At 64.4% G+C, this 19,738-nt stretch carries 21 protein-coding genes and 1 tRNA gene; 8 read left to right on the top strand and 14 right to left on the bottom strand.

Annotated features, from left to right (window positions below):
- The first annotated feature begins 66 nt into the window (after window positions 1–66).
- On the top strand, window positions 67–975 hold the full coding sequence (gene rsmI, locus KBY97_RS08240) for a 16S rRNA (cytidine(1402)-2'-O)-methyltransferase (protein WP_255146300.1): 909 nt from the start codon (window positions 67–69) through the stop codon (window positions 973–975).
- A 67-nt stretch (window positions 976–1,042) separates the two neighbouring features.
- Window positions 1,043–1,285, top strand: coding sequence for a hypothetical protein (locus KBY97_RS08235; protein ID WP_255146298.1), 243 nt, complete (start codon window positions 1,043–1,045; stop codon window positions 1,283–1,285).
- On the opposite strand, the gene KBY97_RS08230 is transcribed toward KBY97_RS08235, so the two are convergent.
- Window positions 1,264–2,256, bottom strand: a complete 993-nt coding sequence (locus tag KBY97_RS08230) for a helix-turn-helix domain-containing protein (protein WP_255146297.1) — start codon at window positions 2,254–2,256, stop codon at window positions 1,264–1,266. The genes KBY97_RS08235 and KBY97_RS08230 overlap by 22 nt on opposite strands.
- Before the next feature lie 40 nt (window positions 2,257–2,296).
- On the opposite strand from KBY97_RS08230, the gene KBY97_RS08225 reads away from it, so the two are divergent.
- A tRNA-Arg gene (locus KBY97_RS08225) sits at window positions 2,297–2,370 on the top strand.
- A gap of 61 nt (window positions 2,371–2,431) precedes the next feature.
- On the opposite strand, the gene KBY97_RS08220 is transcribed toward KBY97_RS08225, so the two are convergent.
- The 6 genes from KBY97_RS08220 to KBY97_RS08195 all read right to left on the bottom strand — a co-directional run bounded on the left by KBY97_RS08220 (window position 2,432) and on the right by KBY97_RS08195 (window position 6,272).
- A complete protein-coding gene (locus KBY97_RS08220; protein ID WP_255146295.1) occupies window positions 2,432–3,283 on the bottom strand; it encodes an acyl-CoA desaturase in 852 nt (283 codons plus the stop codon).
- A gap of 100 nt (window positions 3,284–3,383) precedes the next feature.
- Entirely contained in the window at window positions 3,384–3,650 is a 267-nt protein-coding gene (locus KBY97_RS08215) for a hypothetical protein (RefSeq protein WP_255146293.1), read from the bottom strand.
- Between the two features lie 185 nt (window positions 3,651–3,835).
- Window positions 3,836–4,093 carry a hypothetical protein gene (locus KBY97_RS08210; RefSeq protein WP_255146291.1) on the bottom strand — a complete coding sequence of 86 codons (258 nt, stop codon included), beginning with the start codon at window positions 4,091–4,093 and terminating at the stop codon, window positions 3,836–3,838.
- Between the two features lie 64 nt (window positions 4,094–4,157).
- Window positions 4,158–5,093 (bottom strand): tRNA glutamyl-Q(34) synthetase GluQRS, encoded by a 936-nt coding sequence (gluQRS, locus tag KBY97_RS08205; RefSeq protein ID WP_255146441.1) that lies wholly within the window; start codon window positions 5,091–5,093, stop codon window positions 4,158–4,160.
- A 32-nt stretch (window positions 5,094–5,125) separates the two neighbouring features.
- On the bottom strand, window positions 5,126–5,401 hold the full coding sequence (locus tag KBY97_RS08200) for an HU family DNA-binding protein (protein ID WP_094510083.1): 276 nt from the start codon (window positions 5,399–5,401) through the stop codon (window positions 5,126–5,128).
- A gap of 226 nt (window positions 5,402–5,627) precedes the next feature.
- The gene (locus KBY97_RS08195; protein ID WP_255146289.1) at window positions 5,628–6,272 is read right to left on the bottom strand and encodes an MBL fold metallo-hydrolase; all 645 of its coding nucleotides are present in this window, start codon (window positions 6,270–6,272) and stop codon (window positions 5,628–5,630) included.
- A 53-nt stretch (window positions 6,273–6,325) separates the two neighbouring features.
- On the opposite strand from KBY97_RS08195, the gene KBY97_RS08190 reads away from it, so the two are divergent.
- Complete coding sequence (locus tag KBY97_RS08190) at window positions 6,326–8,401, top strand: glycogen-debranching protein (protein ID WP_255146288.1); 2,076 nt, start codon at window positions 6,326–6,328, stop codon at window positions 8,399–8,401.
- A 224-nt stretch (window positions 8,402–8,625) separates the two neighbouring features.
- Here the strand turns inward: KBY97_RS08190 and KBY97_RS08185 are convergent, their stop codons facing one another.
- Complete coding sequence (locus KBY97_RS08185) at window positions 8,626–9,393, bottom strand: hypothetical protein (RefSeq protein WP_255146286.1); 768 nt, start codon at window positions 9,391–9,393, stop codon at window positions 8,626–8,628.
- 436 nt (window positions 9,394–9,829) lie between these two features.
- Between KBY97_RS08185 and KBY97_RS08180 the strand changes: the two genes are divergently transcribed.
- Window positions 9,830–10,108, top strand: a complete 279-nt coding sequence (locus tag KBY97_RS08180; RefSeq protein WP_255146285.1) for a hypothetical protein — start codon at window positions 9,830–9,832, stop codon at window positions 10,106–10,108.
- A gap of 625 nt (window positions 10,109–10,733) precedes the next feature.
- On the opposite strand, the gene KBY97_RS14820 is transcribed toward KBY97_RS08180, so the two are convergent.
- Both KBY97_RS14820 and KBY97_RS08175 read right to left on the bottom strand, forming a co-directional pair.
- On the bottom strand, window positions 10,734–10,988 hold the full coding sequence (locus KBY97_RS14820; RefSeq protein ID WP_399217549.1) for a DUF6399 domain-containing protein: 255 nt from the start codon (window positions 10,986–10,988) through the stop codon (window positions 10,734–10,736).
- A gap of 299 nt (window positions 10,989–11,287) precedes the next feature.
- Entirely contained in the window at window positions 11,288–11,956 is a 669-nt protein-coding gene (locus KBY97_RS08175; RefSeq protein ID WP_255146283.1) for a hypothetical protein, read from the bottom strand.
- Window positions 11,957–12,217: 261 nt separating this feature from the next.
- Here KBY97_RS08175 and KBY97_RS08170 point away from each other — a divergent pair, with 261 nt between their 5' ends.
- The 3 genes from KBY97_RS08170 to KBY97_RS08160 all read left to right on the top strand — a co-directional run bounded on the left by KBY97_RS08170 (window position 12,218) and on the right by KBY97_RS08160 (window position 14,693).
- Window positions 12,218–13,201, top strand: a complete 984-nt coding sequence (locus KBY97_RS08170) for a GTP-binding protein (RefSeq protein WP_255146281.1) — start codon at window positions 12,218–12,220, stop codon at window positions 13,199–13,201.
- Between the two features lie 13 nt (window positions 13,202–13,214).
- Window positions 13,215–14,315: a WD40 repeat domain-containing protein gene (locus KBY97_RS08165; protein WP_255146280.1), complete on the top strand. Its 1,101-nt coding sequence runs from the start codon at window positions 13,215–13,217 to the stop codon at window positions 14,313–14,315.
- 144 nt (window positions 14,316–14,459) lie between these two features.
- Window positions 14,460–14,693 (top strand): FeoA family protein, encoded by a 234-nt coding sequence (locus KBY97_RS08160; RefSeq protein ID WP_255146278.1) that lies wholly within the window; start codon window positions 14,460–14,462, stop codon window positions 14,691–14,693.
- Window positions 14,694–14,845: 152 nt separating this feature from the next.
- Here KBY97_RS08160 and feoB read toward each other — a convergent pair whose 3' ends face one another.
- The 4 genes from feoB to KBY97_RS08140 all read right to left on the bottom strand — a co-directional run bounded on the left by feoB (window position 14,846) and on the right by KBY97_RS08140 (window position 19,738).
- A complete protein-coding gene (gene feoB, locus KBY97_RS08155; RefSeq protein ID WP_399217547.1) occupies window positions 14,846–16,633 on the bottom strand; it encodes a ferrous iron transport protein B in 1,788 nt (595 codons plus the stop codon).
- Window positions 16,634–16,747: 114 nt separating this feature from the next.
- Window positions 16,748–17,275 carry a ferritin gene (locus KBY97_RS08150; protein ID WP_255146275.1) on the bottom strand — a complete coding sequence of 176 codons (528 nt, stop codon included), beginning with the start codon at window positions 17,273–17,275 and terminating at the stop codon, window positions 16,748–16,750.
- 358 nt (window positions 17,276–17,633) lie between these two features.
- Entirely contained in the window at window positions 17,634–19,070 is a 1,437-nt protein-coding gene (cysS, locus tag KBY97_RS08145; protein WP_255146273.1) for a cysteine--tRNA ligase, read from the bottom strand.
- Window positions 19,070–19,738, bottom strand: a complete 669-nt coding sequence (locus KBY97_RS08140; RefSeq protein ID WP_255146272.1) for an SgcJ/EcaC family oxidoreductase — start codon at window positions 19,736–19,738, stop codon at window positions 19,070–19,072. The genes cysS and KBY97_RS08140 overlap by 1 nt, the downstream gene beginning before the upstream one ends.

The following is a 19,738-nucleotide window of genomic DNA, read 5'->3' as shown; positions in this document are numbered from 1 at the left end:
CGGGGCCGGCATCGGGAGTTCCCCGTTTCGCCGACTCCTAAGTTCATAGGCCCATGTGGCCTTGCGGTGCTCGGATCCCCGGAGCCCAGCCCCGGCGTGTTGTATCTGGTGGGCACCCCGATCGGCAACCTCGCTGATCTCTCCCCCCGCGCCCGGCTGGTGCTGGAGCAGGTTGACCGCATCGCCTGTGAAGACACCCGCCACAGCGGTCAGCTGCTGGCCCGGTTGGGCATTCGCCGGCCCCTGCTCAGCTTTCATCAACACAACCAGGCCACCCGGCTGCCCGAACTGCTGGAGGCGCTGCAGCGGGGCGAGCGGCTGGCGGTGATCAGCGACGCCGGCCTGCCGGGCATTTCCGATCCCGGCGAACCGCTGGTGGCCGCCGCGCGACAGGCGGGGCTGGAGGTGGTCTGCATCCCGGGCCCCTGCGCTGTCACCACCGCACTGGTGAGCAGCGGCCTGCCCAGCGGCCGCTTCTGCTTCGAGGGATTTCTGGCCGCAAAGCCCAGCCAGCGCCGGCGTCAGCTGCAGGAGCTGGCGGCTGAGCCGCGCACCCTGGTGCTGTTCGAGGCGCCCCACCGGCTGATCGCCCTGCTGGAAGACCTGCTGGAGCTGCTGGGTGATCGCCCGCTGCGGGTGGCACGGGAGCTCACCAAGCGGCACGAGCAGCAGGTGGGGCCCACGGTGGCCGCCGCCCTGGACCACTTCCGCCGCGTGCCGCCGCTGGGGGAGTGCACATTGGTGCTGGGCGGCGCGCCACCAGCGGCGCAACCCGCCTGGAACGCTGCCGAGCTACGGGTTGAGCTGGAAGCGCTGCTGACTGATGGGCTCAGCAAGCTGGAAGCCGCCCGCACCCTGGCGGCCCGCACCGGCCACAGCCGCCGCGACCTCTACGCCCTGCTGCACCGCGACGGACCTGAGCCCGGACCCGACGGTCCTGAGCCCGGAGCCCCAGAGGGGAGCCCCCGCACCTGAACGGCGCGGCCACCGGGCCGTCGGCGCGTCACACTCAGGTCCGACTCCTTCAACCACTGCCGCCGCCATGCTGGTGCGTCTTCAACTCCTGGCCAGCAGCGTGGCCGGCGGCCTGCTGCTGCTGGTGGTGTTATGCCTCGGCGGGCAGAACCTCAGCGACCGGCCCCAGCTGTGGCTCGGGTTCGGCCGTAGCGCACCCTTGCCCAGCGGCTTTCTGGTGGGCCTGGCGCTGGTGGTGGGGGTGATCAGTGGCGGGGCCGCCACCGCCCTGCTGATGCCCGGTGCCAATCAGGATCCGGGCAGGGAATAAAGCGCCCCTTCGAGCACCACACGGGTGATGCCCTTGCGTAGCAGGTAGGGGGCGGTGCGACGGATCACCTGGCTGTCGGGCACCTTGATCACCCGCTGGGTGCGACCGCAATGGCGCTTGGCCTGGCGTGGATTGCTGAACACCACAAGGGCGCGGCGCCTGGATTCCTCTTCCGGCAGCAGGCCGAGCTCAGGGAAGTCGCTCAAGGGCCGGTCTTGCAGCTCCACCGTTTTGTCGACCAGCATGTAGAGGCTGTCGGGCAGCGGTGCCGCCTCAAACGGCTGGCAGGTGGCGGCAGGACGGTCGAGCAGGGTTGCGCCGACCGGCACGGGTGTGAACAGGTCGAGCTCATCGTCGGCGTCATCGCCATCGCTGTCGGCATCCACGTCGCTCTCGTCGGCGTCATCCGCGAAATCATCCGCATCGTCGATCGGCAGCACCTGGGAATCGTCATCGCCATCTGGCGCGTCAGCTTGCTCGCTGGGATCGCCGTAGGAAGCGGCAGCAATCCCAGACCCGAACGGCTCCAGGGGTTCGGCGTCCGCGCGATGGGAGCTTTCGAAGCTGTTGTGTGCGGAGCCGGCAGGTTCTTCTGATCCGGCAAGTTCTTCTGAGCCGGCAGCTTCTTCGGAGCCGGCAGGTTCTTTGGTGAGGGCCTGCGCCTGCTCGAACAGGGGGCCAGATGGAATCGCGATGGCGGCGGCGTATGGGGCGGCGTTGTCTGTGGCAGCGGCGGTGGGGGAAGCAGCGGCGGGGGAAGCGGCGGCGGCTTTGTGACCTGCCGCCCCCCCCTTGCCGCGCTCCAACTTGATCTGCTCGTAACGCTCGGGGCCGATCGCAGCCTTCACCACCCTGGTGACGGTGGCGGCGCTGCAGCCGAAGGCATCGGCCAGTGCTTGGGCGGTTTCCCCCTGCTGGTAGCGGGCGACGAGCTCCTGCCGTTGAGCGTCGCTGAGCCGGGTGGACGCCATTGAGAAGGTTTCACAGCACTCCACCTTAGGCTGTGCCGGTGGGCCGTTAGCTCAGTTGGATAGAGCATGCGACTTCTAATCGCACGGTCGCTGGTTCGAATCCAGCACGGCCCGTTATTGCTGCCCTTCGGCCATTCCTGAGCTCTGGGGGCAATGGCGCGCCCGTGGCGCTCCATTACGGAGCAACGGCCTGCGGCGTGGACCCATGGGCGCGTTGGCGCAGGGTGTCGTCGGAGGGCTGGCGCAGCTGATCGGCGAGGCCGAAGCGTTGCAGCAGCTGGATGAAGCGGTAGGTGGGATCGGGCCGCAGCCGCAGTTCGCCGTCGCGCACGGTGTAGCCCTGGCGCGCCGCGAACGGGAAGGCGTGGTGCAGGTTGTGCCACCCCTCGCCAAGCGTGATCAGCGCCACAAAGGCGTTGTTGCGGCTGTGATCGTCGGTGCGGAAGGGCTGGTCGCCCCACACATGCGCCAGCGAATTCACCGTGGCCACGCCATGAAACAGGACAGTGGTGCTCAGAGAAAAAGCCGCCACGTACATCCAGCCGCCCACCAGATAGGAGAGCGCGGCGAGGGCCAGCAGGGGCACGGAATGGAACCGATCCAGGCGGCGCAGCACCGGATCGGCTTCCACATCCGCCGGCAGTTCATCGGGGAAGAAACTTGAGCGCAGCAACCAGCCGACCTGGGAATTCCACAGCCCGCGCCAGCCCTGGTGCGGCATCAGCGGCGTGTGGGGGTCCGCGGCGGTGTCCACATGGCGGTGGTGCTGCAGGTGGTGGGCCTTCCACCAGCTCGGGCCCATCTGGCCGGCGGATGCCGCCACGGCGCAGCCGATCCAGAGCACAGCCCGCGGGGCGCGGTAGCTGCGGTGCACCAGCAGGCGGTGGTACACGGAGGTGATCGCCAACATGCGCACCAGATACAGGCCAATGGCCCAGAGCAGCGCTCCGAGGCTCAGGCCCGTAACCAGCAGCAGCAGGCAACCGATGTGAAAGGAAATGATGAAGATCGGCCCAAGCAGATACAAGGACCGGTGCAGGCCGGAATTCAGAAGGAAGACGTCACGCTGACCTCAAGCTAGTGGTCACCCCTGGCCGCTCGCCGCGAAGCCACCTCCCCGCCGGGCGTCAGGGCCAGATGCCGTCGCCGAAGCCATCGCCCATGCCGCCATCGCCCACCGGGTCAAATTCCGGCCAGCCCGGGTTGCCGCCATCCAGCAGGCCGAAGCGAGCGGCTTCGTCGTCCATCAACGTGTTGCCCTCCGGGCGGGTGTCGCAGGTGACGCTGCCGTCGCTGCCGGTCACGCAGTTGTCGAAGCGCACGTCCGCCCGGGCGGCAGCCGGCAGCAACAGCGGGGAGCCGAACAGACCCAGCAGGAGCACCGCAGGGCCCAAGCACCGGGCGGCGGCAGAGCCAAGGGACCGGACGGCGGCACAGGCAGGTGATCGGCCCTCGGCAGGGCGGCTGGAATGATGGACCAACGTTCGTCCTGCAGCGATGTACACCGATTGGACCGCTGTCATCCTGCTCCTGCTCACCGCCGTGCCGCTGGGTGTGGTGGTGGCCACGACGGTGTTCTTCATCTGGCGCCAGAAGTCAGCGAGTCGGCGCTGAGGGCATTGGCCTCCTGGCGGCGCAGGATCTGCTCGAGCGAGGGCTCAATGCTGAACTGCGGCAGCCGGCCCTGGCCGAGGCAATCGAGGCAGGTGCGGAATTTCTGATCGCTGAGGCGCAGCACACCGCTGCCGCCGCAACGGGGACAACGCTGCGCCGCCGGCTCTCGCCGCCCTGAAGGCAGGCCCGCATGTGGGGAGCCCGCGTGTGTGGATTCGCCCATCAATCCTCATTTTGGTGTTGGTTTCAGTGTGGTCGGCCGAACCCCCCGGATTGGCGCCACTTCCTTAAGCCTTCCCGCATAAACGCTGCTTCAGCGCCTCGTTGCTCAGGTTCTGCAGCAACTCAGCGGCACTCAGGCGGCTTCCCGCTGGCACCAGGTCGATGCTGGCGGCCAGCAGGCCGATCACGGCCGCCGCATCCTGCCCCTGCTCGCGCAGGTCCGCCACCCCCTCCGCTCCCGCCCGCTTGGCCAGCCGTTCGCCCTTGGCATCGCGCCACAGGGGCACATGCCAATACGTGGGCGGCGTGGCGCCCAGGCACTGCATCACCGCCACCTGCGGCGCCGTGGCGGCCCAGAGGTCTGCGCCCCGCACCACCGTGGTGATGCCCAGCGCCAGCTCATCAACCGCCGTGGCCAGGTGATAGGCCAGGAAGCCATCGGCGCGCCGCAGCACCACATCGCCCACCTCGCACGCCGCCTCCAGCCGCCCGGGGGCGGCGATCGCCTCCGGCCAGCAGAGCGCAGCATCCTGGAGGCGCAGGCGCCAGCTGGGCAGGCGGCCATTCTCTGCGCCCCAGCCGTGGGCGCGCGTGCGGCAGAAGCCCGGATACACCGAAACCGCCCCCTGCGGCGCCGACACATCGGCGAGCAGGCGGCGGCTGCAGCGGCAGGGATAGAGCAGGCCCTGGCGTCGCAGGGCGGAAAGCACCGTGGCGTAGAGGCCGGTGCGCTCGCTCTGGCGCACCGGCGGTCCATCCCAGCTGAGGCCCAGCCAGCGCAGGTCGGCGAGGATCGCCTCCTCAGCACCGGCGCGGTTGCGCGGGGTGTCGAGATCATCGATGCGGAGCAGCAGCTCACCGCCCTGCAACCGGGCTTCCAGCCAGGCCACGAGGGCGGTGCGCAGATTGCCGCGGTGCAGAGGGCCGGTGGGAGAAGGAGCGAAACGCCCGCGGTGCTGACGGTTTCGCTGTCGCTCTCCCGCTTCGATCAGCCGCTGCAGGTGCGACGGCAGACCGTTGGAGGCGGGCGGAATCAGCCCTGAACCTGATCCTTGAACTGCTTGCCGGCCGTGAAGGCGGGCACGCGCTTGGCGGGGATGGCGATCTTTTCGCCGGTTTTGGGGTTCAGACCCTGACGGGCGGAACGCTCACGGGCTTCGAAGGAACCGAAGCCGAGGATCGACACCTTCTTGCCTTCCACCACCGAATCGATGATGGTTTCGATGGCGGCGTCGACGACCTTCGACACTTCGGTCTTGGTGAGCTCGGTGCGAGCCGCAACGAGGTTGACGAGGTCTGCTTTGTTCATTGGGCGGGAATCTGGGGGCAAAAAACTGGAGAGGCGGGAGTGGGGCGGAGCGGAAAGAAGCGTTCCCGCCATGCGGTGAAAACGAACCGACCACGGAGACCAACCAACGGCTGGACGCTCGACCGGATCATCTGGCGGGCCAATCGTATGGGGGAAGGGCGACGAGGGCAACCGAAACCGCTTGCTTGGCCAAGGTTTTTCCCGTTTTTTCGTCCTTGATCACCCCTTACTGTGCCGCTTGAGCGGTGCCAGGCACCAACTTCTCGCCGCGCAAGGCACCCAGGCCCGCCCCCGTGGCGAACCAGCGGGGGGAGCCCGCCGGCAACCAGTGCTGCAGACGCTCCAGGCTGCGCTGCTGCCGCGGCCAGTGAAAGGTGTGGGCGGTGCGCAGCGGCCCCAGACGCCCGGGGGCAAGCGGCACCAGCAGCCGCCCACAGAACAGCAGGTCGTGGGCGGCGGCGGCATGCAGCACGCAGGCCCCGGGCGAGGGGCCCGGCGTCCACAGCAGCCGCAGGTCGCTGGCGAGGTCGTGGGCGGCGCCGAACGGCCGCAGCTGCGGCAGCCCCGGCAGCAGGTAGGCCTCCTGCTCCTGCACCAGCACCGGCCAGCCGATCGCCTCCTGCAGGCGGCGGCAACGGCCGTGGCCAGCGCGGCCGGTGAGCACAATCAGCCCCGGCGGCCCCGCCAGCGCCGCCAGGTTCGCCGCCGTCAGCGCCGGGCAATCGATCAGCACGGGCGGGCGCTGGGGCAAGGCCAGCAACCAGGCGGTGCCCCCCTGCGTGTCGCGGTTGGGGGGAAACACCCACAGCCCGGGCAGCACCTGCTGGGGCGGCCGTCCTTTTTCCATCTCTGCGGGCAAGAACGCCGACATCCGCACCGGGGGGCCAACACACGGCTAGCTTGAACCGCAGCACTTCAGAACCTGTGTCCTCGACCCACCTGGGACACCCTTGGCCCCTCGGCGCCGCCGTCACCACGCGGGGAGTGAACTTCTCAGTGGTGGCGCCGCTGGCCACCCGGGTGGAGCTGCTGCTCTTCACCGACGGCGACGCGGCCGAACCCTTCCGCATCATTCCGCTCGATGCCCGCCATCGCTCCGGCGATCACTGGCATGTGGAAGTGGTGGGGGTGGGCATCGGCTGCTGCTACGGCTATCGGGTGTACGGGCCGTTGCAGCCGGGGGCGCACGGCTTCAGCCCCTCCAAGGTGCTGCTGGATCCCTGCGCGCGGGCGATCAGCGGCTGGTCGCGGTACCGCCGCGCCGATGCCACCGGCACCGCGCCCAACACTGGCTCCTGCCTGAAGGGGGTGGTCACGGAACGCGACCTGTTCGACTTCAACGCCGCGCCGCGCCCACGCCACAGCTGGCAGCGCACCGTGGTGTACGAGCTGCACGTGGCCGGCTTCAGCCAGGGAGAGCGCAGCCCGGTGGCGCCGGAGCGGCGCGGCAGCTTGCTGGGCCTGATCGACACCATCCCTTATCTCAAGAGCCTCGGGGTCACCACCCTGGAGCTGCTGCCGGTGATGGCCTTCGACCCGCAGGATGCCCCGCCCGGCCGCCACAACTACTGGGGCTACAGCCCGATCAGCTGGATGGCCCCCCATCACGGCTACCTGCTGGGCGACGACCCGCTGCAGGCCCGCGATCAGGTGCGGGCGCTGGTGATGGCCTGCCATCAGGCCGGCCTGGAGGTGGTGCTTGATGTGGTGCTGAACCACACCAGCGAGGGCAACCAGGACGGCCCCACCCTCAGCTGGCGCGGCTTCGCCGACCGCCTCTACTACCACCAGAACAACGACGGGGACTACCTCGATGTGACCGGCTGCGGCAACACCGTGGCGGCCAACCGGCCACTGGTGCGGCAGCTGATGGTGGAGGCGCTGCGCTGCTGGGCGCTGGAGCTGGGCATCGATGGCTTCCGCTTCGATCTCGGCATCGCTCTGTCGCGCGGCGAAAACCTGGCGCCGCTCGACCAGCCGCCCCTGTTTGAGGAGCTGGAGGCCGATCCGCGGCTGAGCGATCTGAAGATGGTGAGCGAGCCGTGGGATTGCGGCGGCCTCTACCGCCTGCACGACTTCCCGGCGCGGCGCATGGGCACCTGGAACGGCCGCTTCCGCGACGACGTGCGCCGCTTCTGGAAAGGCGACGACAGCTGCTGCTGGGCGATGGCCCAGCGCCTGTCCGGCAGCCCGGATCTCTATGGCGGCCGCCCCCCGGCGGTGGGGCGCAGCATCACCTTCATCACCGCCCACGACGGCTTCACCCTGGCGGATCTGGTCAGTTACAACGGCAAGCACAACCTCGCCAACGGCGAAGACAACCGTGACGGTGACAACCACAACAACAGCTGGAACCACGGCGTGGAGGGTCCCACCTCCGACCATGGGGTGAACGACCTGCGCAACCGCCAGCTGCGCAACCTGCTCGCCACCCTGCTGCTGGCCCCGGGTGTGCCGATGCTGCTGATGGGCGATGAAGTGCGGCGCAGCCAGGGGGGCAACAACAACACCTGGTGCCAGAACAATCCGCTGGGCTGGATGAACTGGGAACCCGATGGCGAAGACCTCGGCCTCAAGCTCTATCTGCAACGGCTGGTGCATCTGCGCAGCCATCTGTTCAGCCTGCTGAACCCGGAAACCCCCTACGCCGAGGGCGCCCAGGGGGCCGGCCTGCCGGGTGATCACCTCTGGCGGGAGTGGCACGGCGTGGTGCTGCAACAACCCGACTGGGGCAGCTGGTCGCACACATTGGCCTGGAGCCTGCACGACCACGCCCACGGTCCGCTGTTGTGGTGCGGACTGAACGCCTACAGCAAGCCCATCCACTTCGAGCTGCCCACGGCGCCGGAAGGCTGGCTGCGGGTGATCGACACCGCCCTGCCGGCCGGTCAGGACATCCCCCATGAGCCCAGCCGCTGGATGCACGACGGCGCGCCACTGGAAAGCCGCAGCCTGATGTTGATGATTGCCCCCCAGCTGCTGAAGGGGAAAGCGCTCTGAGTCTTGCGGATGGCGGGTGCGCCAACGACGTGAAGGTGCCCCACACCTGGAGGGATCTGAGGGAGGTGGCAGCTGAAACCAGCTTCTGCCCAGGTGCCCGCTTGATTCGGAAGTCCCTGCTCGGGTTCTCCTGGGATGGTCTGGCATGGCTTCGCCGCTTGTCACATCGACGGGGCATGCCACATGCAAACCTCTATTCCCAGAGTTCTATTCGCAAAGCTCTATTAGGAAGGCTCTGCAGTGCCTGACTGAGGGATGAGCCGAAAAGACTGATGGGCCAAGGCAATTGCTTCTGCAGCTGAGAGTGCATCCTGGGGGTACTCGCCCACTCCATTCACTCGCCCTGTCGTACCGGATCTACCAACGATCTCAGGCTGAATACTGAATGGAACCAACACATTGTCAGCCTCAAGAATGGAACAGTAGAGATGCTCTAAAAAAATGCCTTTCCGGTCATTCACCTTCTCAAAAGCATCCATCAAGCTTCGCCGAAAGTAGTCAACAGAGCACTTGAAAAAGCGCGTATCGGCAACTCCCGGCCTTGGCTTTCTATTAAAAATAACAGGAGTAGCGCTGTGGGCCCGACAAATCTCTCGGAAATTTCGAATATACAATCTACCTGTGATTTTAAAGAAGCAATTCGCATTGTGCAAAAGACGGCTATTGAGCATCACATACCGAAGGATTTCCCCCTCCCCATACCCCTTGCCCAGCCTTGAAACCAAATTCTGGCTTGAGCTGAAGGTGAGCACCTCAAGCTCAACGCCATGGTCCTTCGCAAGTTCAGAAAATGGCGAGAACAAGGAGGCATCAACCGTGCCGTCGCAAATCACAATCCGTCTGGCCTTGGCCCCTAGAATCCACTGGTATAAGCAAGCAAAGACCTGAATAAGCCTGGCCCGAGGATCAGATAGCGCAAGCATGAACACATTTGGCGCCGGACAGATTGCCGAGGTAATGATCACCACCTCGCTCGCATCGAGAATGTCCACGTGGTCATGCATGTGCGTCAATACGGTCGACTATGCTTCCCAGCAGCATCATAAGGGAACGTCCACCGGAATGCTCAATCCATAGCGGTCTCCTCCGCACATAAAGGCACCCTCCTTTCAAAAGATGCACTCTCAGCGTGCAGACGAAAGAGGAGGAAGATGGAACCAGAAGACTCCAGCCAGAACTCAACGCCATCGACATCCAAGCTGCTTCTGTGGCCGCCAGAGAAAACCAAGGCAACAGGCGTGGCCGTGCTGTGCGTTGCAAAGCCCGCCATAGGCAATCGCGCAGTGCAAGCAGTACAGGCTTCAACCGCTAACTTAACGACTGCTTTCATTATGGCCAGATGTGTGGACAGACATCTTTCACAGTGATCGCCCAGGCGCTTGAATCAGGTATTGCAAGTCTGTTCGCTGGTTTAGCCAAGAGAAAGGCATGCGCTTGCTGTCGCCACTTTCGGAAGCCACCCTAGCATTCGACCCAATGCTTGGCCGTGGTCAATCTGTTCCGACATCTACCGAAGCAACAACAACAAACACAGCAAAAGAGACTAGCACTACATCTCAGATTGCAGCCAATACAGATGCGGCAGAAACGCCATCTATCAACGATGTGCCATCTGCCATTTTAACTGAGAATGGCATCGCCATTCGAAGCGCCGATCCGGTCGCATACTTTAAAAACAATCGATATATTCCGGGCAGCGCCAACTAAACTCACGAGTGGGGCACTGCTACATGGCAATGCACTAGCGCTGAAAATCGGGATTTCTTTGCTGAGAATCCTGACCAGTATTCGCCTCAATATGGTGGCTTTTGCGCTTGGGCCGTCGTCGAAGGATACACTGCACCCGTTGGCCCCAATGCCTGGAAGACTGGCCAGAAGCGATCAATCATCAGGCCATTAACTTTCGGTTCTGTCATGCGTCCCTGAGCTATCAGCAACCAGAAGCGCAAGCCAGGGAGCAGCGCAAGCCAGTCAGAAGCGCAAGCTAGCGACCTGTAGGATCTCACCCAGTTCTACACGCCCACCACTTTCCGCGGCTTCGCGATAGCTTGATCGTTTTTCGTATCTGCTCAGCCCTATTCAGGCTCAACCAAAACGGTGGCATCGATCAAACCCGCACAAAACTGGTGCCCAAGCAGGTCTGACCTTCTGGCTTCTTTCCAATAATCCGAAGAATGAATACTGTCAATTGATGAAGCAATAACGCCTTATCATTGCTTTGAGTCGGGTGCCAACCCAAGCCGGGAAAAGCTCTGCGTGTCTAGGGTTGAGCTGAGGTACATTCGGAGAGCTTCGCAGCAGAGGCAGGTCAGAAGTATGGCCAAGTGCCTGCTCAAAGCGATTGGGTAGTCATGCTCAACCAAGCCGTGGTGGAGCCATCAGCGCGTGTGAGGTCAAAGTGATGGATGTTGATAAGTGTCTTCAGCGCCTGTTCAGGGAAAACACGCGAGACATGATGTCGTTGAAAGAGAACGCCATTCCTACCCTTAACTGCCGAGGAGGTGCGCTGAGGGTTCGCACGCATCCACAGGCATCGATGAAGGACGGCCCCCCGAGTTTCAGACGCAACCGAGTTTGCTCGTGAGATTGCTGAGGGTCAGTGTCGCCGCTGTTGCCAAGTCGTTGGCCCGCTGTAGGCCATTCATTCAATAGGCCCACTCTCGAAGCAGGATCCAGGGCTTCGCAGCAGCGCTTCAAGCCAGAAAGTCGGCTGCTGTGGCCGGGTTCTAGGCCCGGGCGACGCATCCTCGCCGGGGCCAATGTGGTGATCGGTGCCAGCAGGCGGCCGAGCCGAACTATTGCTAATCATGGCTGCGCCCAGGTGCTCCATGCTGCCGAAAGCCGCTGGCTCGCCCTGGTACCCAATCCCCAGAGCCGTCAAGGCGTTCACAAAGACAACTGATGGTGGTAACCATGCACAAGCTGGGGCCGGTTGGCCTGGATTCCAAGCCAGGGAAACAACGGTGGCTGCTGCAGATCCCAGATCACACGGTTGGGATTCACGCATGCGGCCAGCCAGGCAAATCCCCTGTAGCCAGCCACCAGAGTCTTGGCATTCGCCAGGGCAACAAAGTCGTCGTCTGGCTGACTTGAGACAACCGAGCATGCCAAGCCCAAGGCTTCGACGGCCTCACAAAGACGATCCAGATACTGCCTGGACTCGTTGATGTTCACGTCATTATGATTTCCATAATGAATCCTACATTGCTTGAATTCCTCAGCCAACCCATGGCGACACAAAAGATTTGTGATGTCTTCAACGGAAGGACATTTATGCAGACAATCTCCCAAACGCGCATGAATGGTCAGCCCAGCATAGCCATCCAAAGAATTAGAACGTTGCTCTGAACGCTGATCAATCACTCTTCTGAGCAAGTCAAAGTCAACAGGTGGAGCTCCATCAACGTGCTGCCTGTTGAAGTTCGCCAGCGAATCCGGCTCCAAGGCGCTGATGTACTGACAAGCGATCGTATCGACACCAAAAGAAAGCCCTCTTCGAAGCCGAAATCGGATCACATCCGCCAAGTTGTAAATAGGCTGATTGTCCATTGCCATGCGAACCGCGGCTCACCTGATCGAACCAAGTGGCTTAAAATTACCCCATGAGGTCATTGGTCGAGCCAACGGGCCGACCGACCTACATAGCCATAGGTCGATTGTCCGATCGCCGAAACGGTAGCAAAGTCTTTTCCGAATAAAACCTTAACCCAGAGGGGCCCGAGCCAGCCATTGGGCGCCGCCGCTGCTAGAACGACAACGATTCTCACTCCTACGGGGCGTCTGCGCTGCCCGCCGGACCGGCCCCCACCCCTCGCCATGGCCTTCACCAGCGCCGTTCCAGCCGCCGATCGCCTGCCCGTGACCGTGCTCACCGGTTATCTCGGCGCCGGCAAAACCACCCTGCTGAACCGGATCCTCACCCACGAACACGGCCTCAAGGTGGCGGTGATCGTGAACGAATTCGGGGAGGTGGGCATCGACAACCAGCTGGTGATCGAAGCCGACGAAGAGATCTTCGAAATGAACAACGGCTGCATCTGCTGCACCGTGCGTGGCGATCTGATCCGCATCATCGGCAACCTGATGAAACGGCGCGATCGCTTCGATCATCTGGTGATCGAAACCACCGGCCTGGCCGATCCCGCCCCCGTGATCCAAACCTTCTTCGTGGATGAAGATCTGCGCGATGAACTGCGTCTTGATGCGGTGATCACTCTGGTGGATCTGGTGCACGTGCAGCAGCACTGGGAGGCGGAGGAAGTGCAGGAGCAACTGGCCTTCGCCGATGTGCTGCTGCTCAACAAGGCGGATCTGGTGGAGGAGGCCGAGCGCCAGGCGATCGAGCAGCGGGTGCGGGCGATCAATCCGATGGCGCGGCTGATCACCACCTGCAACGCCGATGCCCCGATCGATCAGCTGCTCGGCGTGGGGGCCTTCGAACTGGAGCGGGCCCTGAGCCTCGATCCCGGTTTCCTGGTGGAGGAGCACGCCCACGAGCACGACGACGCCGTGGGCTCGGTGGCGTTTGTGGAGGAGCGGCCCATGGATCTCGACAAGCTGGGCACCTGGCTGGCGGATCTGGTGGCGGAGCGGGGGCCCGATCTGTTTCGGATGAAGGGGATCATCCAGCTGGCAGGCAAAGACGAGCGCTATGTGTTCCAGGCGGTACACATGCTGCTGGATGGCGATTTCGATCGCCCCTGGAAAGAGGGCGAGCGGCGCTGCACCGAATTCGTGATCATCGGCCGCGAGCTCGATGCCGAGGGCCTGCGGGCGGGCTTCAACGCCTGTGTGGCCTGAGCGGTCAGGCGCTATGACAGCGGCGCAGCCCCTGGTACAGGAACGGCTCAGCGGGGAGCTGCAGCAGGCGATCACGGCGCTGAGCTGGTCGGCCGATGGCGAGTTTCTGGCGATCGCCAGTGCCGGCGGCGAGCTGCTGCTGCTCGATTTCCGCGCCGGCTGCGAAGAGCTGCTGCAGGGCCTTGGCAACGCCAGCCTTGATGCGATCGGCTTCAGCGCCGACGGGCAGTTTCTGATGGCGGTGGGCCAGGCCGGCGAGCTGCTGCTCTGGGAGCTGGGCGGCAGCGGGGTGCGGCCGCTGGCGTTCGCGCCGCAGCCGCTCGGCGCCGGCTGGCTGGATGCGGCGGTCTGGCAGCCCCGGGGGCTGCTGCTGGCGGTGGCCGCCGGCCGCCGGGTGCGGCTCTGGGATGGGGCGCTGCGTCAGTGGCGCCCCGACAGCCTCGAGCTGCCCGGCACCGCCCAGGCCCTGGCCTGGAGCGCCGACGGCAAACGGCTGGCGGCGAGCTGCCACGGCGAGCTGGCGTTGTGGCAACCCACCGCCGCTGCGGCGCCGCCGCCCCGGCGCGCCCCCACCGGCTCGGTGGGGCTGGCCCTGGCCTTCTCGCCGGTGGGCGAGCTGCTGGCCTGCGGCCAGATGGACCGCTCCCTGCTGCTCTGGCCTGAGGCCGGCGAGGGGCGACCCTGGCAGTTCAGCGGCTTCCCCGCCAAGGTGCGGGCGCTGGCCTGGAGCGATCAACCCGCGAAGCTGGCGCCCGCCCTTGCGGTGGCCGCCGCCGACCACGTGGTGCTGTGGGAACAGCGCAATCGCAGCGAGCAGGGCTGGCAGCCCGAACCGCTGCTCTGGCATCAGCAGCGCGTCACGGCGCTGGGCTTCGCGCCCGGCAGCCGCCTGCTGGCCACGGCCTCCGCCGATGGCAGCGTGGGCCTCTGGGATGGCCGCGGCCGCCTGCTGCAGGCGCTGGAAGGGGAGGGCCAGGGCTTCCAGGCGCTGGCCTGGCGGCCCGATGGCCGGCATCTGGCCGCCGGTGGCGATCAAGGCCGCTGGTGGCTGTGGCCGGTGACCCTGCCCGGCCGCCCGCGGCCGCGGCGCTCGGGCGGAGCAGGGTTTGGTTGAACAACGGTTTGAGTGGGCAACGAACGGTTCGATTAAACGATGTTTCAGCTGGGCAAAGGTTTGGCTGAACAAAGGTTTCGGTGAACAACGGTTCGATTGAACGACGTTTCGACCTAAGATTGTTAGACAAACCGGGAGCAATGGATGCCACTCAACCAGGTTCCGACAGGCGCTCGTGTCTTGATCAACTGCTTGCCCATGCATGCCGGCTTGCAACGCCGGCTTCACGCGATGGGCGTGCGGCCCGGAGCAGAACTTGAGGTGTTGCGCCGCGGCAAGCCCGGCGGCATTTTGCATCTGGCCAGTGGCATGCTCGAGTTCATGATCCGCCATGAACAAGCTGCCGAAATGGACGTGGATCTGGTCACGTTGCACTGATACGTTGCACTGACACATCACACTGAAAAGTATGGCCAACGAGGTGCTACGAAAGCCCCTCACCGTGAGGGGCTTTTTTCATGGACACCAGCCCGATCGATGACGCTGGGACCGGGCCGGGGCAGATCTGGCTCAACCGGAACAGACCTGGCTCAGCCCAGCGCCAGGAGCAGGCGACCTCCCTGGTAGACGATCAACGCCATCACCCAGGCCAGCAGCAGCGACCACCCCAGCGACAGCAAGGCAAAATTCCTGCTCTTGGCTTCCTGGATCTGGGCTGCCACGGTGCCCAGGCAGGGGGTGTAGAGCAGCACAAAGGTCATGAAGCTGAGCGACTGCAACGGCGTGATCGCCGCATGGACCGCACCGCCCAGCCCCGATTCGGTGGTGTTGTAGATCACCGCCATCGCCCCCAGCAAGATCTCCTTGGCGATGAAGCCAAAGAACAACGACACCGTGAGCTCCGGGTTCATGCCGATCGGCCCCAACAGCGGCTGGAACAGCTGGCCGATCCCCGCCGCCAACGTGCCGCCGGATCCCTCTGCCGCCCCCGGAGGAAGGTTGGTGAGCAACCAGATGGCGGCCGCACCCACAACAATGAACACCCGGGTGGTGAACAGAAAGTTCAGCATTGAGGTCCAGCCGCGGCGCAGGATCGTGGCCAGGCTGGGGGCCCGGTAGGGGGGAAGCTCCAGCACGAAAGCTTCATCACTAGGATAGGCCCGCTTGAACACCAGGCCAGTGATCACCGCCGCCGCAAAGCTCATCACATAAAAACCAAACAGCACCAGCCCTGGCGCCCACCAGGGATCAGCAAAGAACACGCCGGCCATGAAGATGAACACGGTGAGCCGGGCCTGGCACAGCGCAAATGGAATGCACAACATCGCCAGCAGACGCATGCCCCGATCCCGGATCACCCGCGTTCCCATGATCGAGGGCACATTGCAACCGAAGCCCATCACCTGAAGAACGAAGGCGCGTCCATCGAGCCCCAGCCAACGCATGAAGCCGTCCATCAGGAAGGCGGCCCGCGGCAGGTAACCCGAATCTTCGATGATGGCGATCATCACGTAAAACACGAAGATCAGCGGCAGAAAAGTGGCCACCGTGCTCACGCCCAGCCAGAGGCCATCCAGCAGGAAACGCTTCAACCAATCCGGTGAACCGAGCACCTGCAATCCCGGTGCCAGCCAGCTGCCCTGAATCCATGCGAGCCCCGCTCCCAGCAGCTCCTGCAGTGGAGTGGTGATCGCATACAGCAGCTGAAACACCACCATCACGATCGCCAGGAACAGCACCACCCCCAGCACCGGATTGAGCAGCACGCGATCCACCAGGCGGGTGCGGCGGTTGAGCAGCCGGGCCGGCAACGTCACGTAGCGGGCCACCAGTTCCTGTTGCCGCCCTTCCGGCACGTGGGGCTCAAGCTGGAGTGCCGCAGGGGCACCGGCGCTGGGCGGCTGGTGGCCTTCGCCCCATTGATGCAGCTGGTCAATCAGCGCATGGATACCCTGGTTGCTCTTGGCGCTGACGGGCAGCAGCGGCAGACCAAGGGCCCGACCCAGCCCCTCATGGTCAATCGCGATGCCGAAGCGCCGGGCTTCATCGCTCATGTTCAGGGCGGCCACCACGGGCAGGCCCAGCTGCTGCATCTGCAGCAACAAGCGCAGCTGGCTGCTGATCTGGCTGGCATTGAGCACCACCAGCACCAGATCGGGCGGGGTGTTGCGCATGAAGCGCTGCACCAGGGCCTCGTCTTCGCTGCTGCCGCTGAGGTCGTGGATGCCGGGCAGGTCTACCAGCTCGTAGGCAGTGCCGTTGCGGTCGGGGGGCATGGCGCCGCGCAGCAGATCCACCGTGAGGCCTGGCCAGTTGGCGATCTGCGCATGGCCACCGGTGAGCCGGTTGTAAAGCGTCGACTTGCCGGTGTTCGGCATCCCCAGCAAGGCCAGCTGAACGCCTGGCCCCCGGCCACCGCGCCTGCGGGCCGTGGGTTGTTCAGAACGGGGCATGGCACAACAGCAGGGGAAGGGGAAGAAAGCCGCAACAGATCAGGCGAGCTGGGTACCACTCAGCCCTTGCTTGATATGGGCGAGAGCCGTGCCTTCGAGGAACTGCTGATCGAGCAGCAACAGGGCCGCGCTGTTGTCACCGGCCAGCCGCAGGCGCTTGCGCACGAAGCGGGCTTCGGCCTCCTCCTTGAGCTGTTCAGCCACAAACCAATCGAGCATGGCGGTGGCACTGCGCTCGCCCACGGATTCCGCCATGGAATAGAGGCGGTTGATGGAGGCGGTGACACCTTTCTCCATATCAAAGACCTGATCGAACAGGCTCTGCAACGACGGCCAACTGCGCTCCGGGGCCTCGATCGTGGGCAGTTCCACCTGCTCGTCGCTGTCCACCAAATAGGCGATCATGCGGGCGGCATGGGCCCGTTCCTCCTGGCTTTTATCGAGCATGTAGGTGGAGAAACCGGCGAGATCCTTCTCCCGCAGCCAGATGGACATGGCCAGATAGGTGTGGCCGGCCTGAAACTCAGCCGCCAGATGTTGATTGATGGCACCAGTGAGCTCTTTCACGCAACTTGCACATATCCGCATCACCTTTGTACTGGCATACCGGTGTATGCGCTCGTTCAATCCACACGAACACCCGTATCATTTGCTACAAGTCCGAGCACAGTGTCGGCGATTCCGGCTCAGCATCCAAACAGATGTGGCGAGGAGATGATCACATCACCACCTGCATGATTTGTTCAAATCAGCCGCGATGACACTTGATCTTCTCTCCCATGAACACGCTTGGGCACCATTCAATGCGCATGACACATACACAGCCTGGATGGCAGATCCGTTTCGTGCCACCTCGGCGTCCACAGGCCAAGGGCCACAGTTCGGCCACGTCAAGCCACGTCTTGCACCCTCCAGCCGATGGATCTCAAGGGTCCGTAGGGGTTGGGGTGGCGATGCTACGCACGGCCTTGCTGTCGGCCACCGGCACCCCGGCATCGATCAATTGCCGCCGTAACCGGTCGGCCAGCGAAAAATCCCCCTCCTGACGGGCCCGTTGGCGGCGCCTCTGCAGTTCGGCGATCGCCTCCTCCGACAGCCATGCCTCCGACGCTGCGACCTGCCGGGGTGGTGAACACAGCCCGGCAAGCGCCTTGTGGGGCTCTTTCTGCAGCAGGCCGAGGAGCTGGCCTGAGCCCAGCAGGCTGGCTCTGAGGGGCCCCCGTTCGGCAGCTGACGTGGCCCACTGCAACTCCCGGCTCAGCCCATGCAGGCGGGCGAGAGCGACGGAGATGTTGAGATCGTCCGCCAGGGCCCCAAGCACGATCGGATCCGGGCGGCTCTCGGCAGCGCAGGGGCGGTGTTCGTCGCCAGTAACCGCGCTGCTCAGGGCCCGGTAGAAGGCGATGAGCGTACGCCTGGCCTGATCAAGCCGCTCCTGGTTCCAGTCCAGTGGTTGGCGGTAATGACTGGCCAGCAGGGCCAGACGGATGGCTTCGCCGGGAGCCATTTGGAGCAGATCACGCACCAGCAGCACATTGCCGAGGGATTTCGACATCTTCTGTCCAGCCACGGTGATGAAGCTGTTGTGCATCCAGGTGCGGCAGTAAGGCAGACCGGTGGCGGCACAGCCCTGGGCGATCTCGTTCTCGTGATGGGGAAAGATCAGATCCTGGCCACCGCCGTGGATGTCGATCGGGAAACCCAGGTGACGCTGGATCATGGCCGTGCATTCCACATGCCAGCCGGGCCTTCCGCGGCCCCACGGACTCTCCCAGCCAGGCAGGTCGGGACTGGAGGGTTTCCAGAGCACGAAATCTGTGGGATCGCGCTTGAACGGCGCCACCTCCACGCGGGCGCCGGCCTGCATTCCTGCCTTCGTGCGGCCGGAGAGCTGGCCGTAGCTGGCAAAGCTGGCCACCTCAAACAGCACATGGCCCGCCGCCACATAGGCATGGCCACGATCCAGCAGTTGGGTGATCAGGAACTGGATGTCGCTGATGTGCTCGGTGACGCGGGGCTCCCGGTCGGGTGGCAGCACATCCAGAGCGCGCATGTCGGCCTGATACGCGGCAATCGTGCGCTCCGTGATCGTGCGAATGGGAACCCCTGCGGTGGCTGCCGCCGCATTGATCTTGTCATCCACATCGGTGAAGTTGCGCACATAGATCACCTGCCGATAGGCGTGGCGAAGCAAGCGCACCAACACATCAAAGACCACAGCCGGCCTGGCATTCCCAATGTGGGGCAAGTCATAGACGGTGGGGCCGCACACATACAGCGTCACCCGATCAGGTTGTTCCAGCTGCAGGGGGCGCTTGCGCCGGCTCAGGCTGTCGTGAAGTTGGATCGTGAGGGGTTCCATCAGCTCCCTGACGCTTCCGGCAGCAAGGAGGAGTGATGGTGTGAGATTTTCCACTCACCATCCTCGAGCACATAGATGAAGCTGTAGCGGGCCTGGGCATTGCTGCCGTCAAGGAAGCGGAAGTTGTATAAACCAGCGTCCTGCACCATGTTGCAGCCGATCAGTATTTCCCGCTGGCTGATCTCACCGCTGGGACGCTTCTGCAGAAAGTGGCTGAAATAATCCACGATGCTGTCATGGTCTGTTCGGGGCTCATCCGAGAGCGTGGGGAGCAGCACCGCATCGCGGCTGTACAAGTGCGCTACCCACTCCGGATCCTGGCTCTGCAACGCCTTGTTCCAGCGTTCAAACAGTGCCTGAACCTCGGCTTGGCTGATCAAGGCGCAACCACTGGGCCCATCCCCTGGCAGGGAGGGCCGGCGGGATTCGAGCAGTTCCAGTTCCAGCCAGATCAGCCCGTTGCTGGGGAGGTGGGGGTGGCCCACCAGTGCCAGGGGCCGCTGGCGAGGCCCCACACGCCAGCGGCTGGTGGTGCCTGGCTGCAGTCCTGCCAACTCCACTTCCAGCCAGGCCGGAAGTGTGCCCTGACCAACTGCCAGGGAAAGGAGTTGCCGTTCGGTTCTGCGCCTGCCGCTGAGGTCCATGGCCTGCAGCGCCACGGTCAGCAC

The organism is Synechococcus sp. ATX 2A4 (assembly GCF_024346375.1).
GTDB lineage: Bacteria > Cyanobacteriota > Cyanobacteriia > PCC-6307 > Cyanobiaceae > MW101C3.
This window is presented reverse-complemented; position numbering and strand designations above follow the sequence as displayed.

Excerpts from the sequence above, each read along its gene's own strand:
- KBY97_RS08235 (WP_255146298.1), top strand. The coding sequence starts at position 1,043 with ATGCTGGTGCGTCTTCAACTCCTGGCCAGCAGCGTGGCCGGCGGCCTG.
- KBY97_RS08230 (WP_255146297.1), bottom strand. The coding sequence starts at position 2,256 with ATGGCGTCCACCCGGCTCAGCGACGCTCAACGGCAGGAGCTCGTCGCC.
- KBY97_RS08210 (WP_255146291.1), bottom strand. The coding sequence starts at position 4,093 with ATGGGCGAATCCACACACGCGGGCTCCCCACATGCGGGCCTGCCTTCA.
- KBY97_RS08200 (WP_094510083.1), bottom strand. The coding sequence starts at position 5,401 with ATGAACAAAGCAGACCTCGTCAACCTCGTTGCGGCTCGCACCGAGCTC.
- KBY97_RS08195 (WP_255146289.1), bottom strand. The coding sequence starts at position 6,272 with ATGTCGGCGTTCTTGCCCGCAGAGATGGAAAAAGGACGGCCGCCCCAG.
- KBY97_RS08180 (WP_255146285.1), top strand. The coding sequence starts at position 9,830 with ATGCGCTTGCTGTCGCCACTTTCGGAAGCCACCCTAGCATTCGACCCA.
- KBY97_RS08175 (WP_255146283.1), bottom strand. The coding sequence starts at position 11,956 with ATGGCAATGGACAATCAGCCTATTTACAACTTGGCGGATGTGATCCGA.
- KBY97_RS08170 (WP_255146281.1), top strand. The coding sequence starts at position 12,218 with ATGGCCTTCACCAGCGCCGTTCCAGCCGCCGATCGCCTGCCCGTGACC.
- KBY97_RS08165 (WP_255146280.1), top strand. The coding sequence starts at position 13,215 with ATGACAGCGGCGCAGCCCCTGGTACAGGAACGGCTCAGCGGGGAGCTG.
- KBY97_RS08160 (WP_255146278.1), top strand. The coding sequence starts at position 14,460 with ATGCCACTCAACCAGGTTCCGACAGGCGCTCGTGTCTTGATCAACTGC.
- feoB (WP_399217547.1), bottom strand. The coding sequence starts at position 16,633 with ATGCCGAACACCGGCAAGTCGACGCTTTACAACCGGCTCACCGGTGGC.
- cysS (WP_255146273.1), bottom strand. The coding sequence starts at position 19,070 with ATGGAACCCCTCACGATCCAACTTCACGACAGCCTGAGCCGGCGCAAG.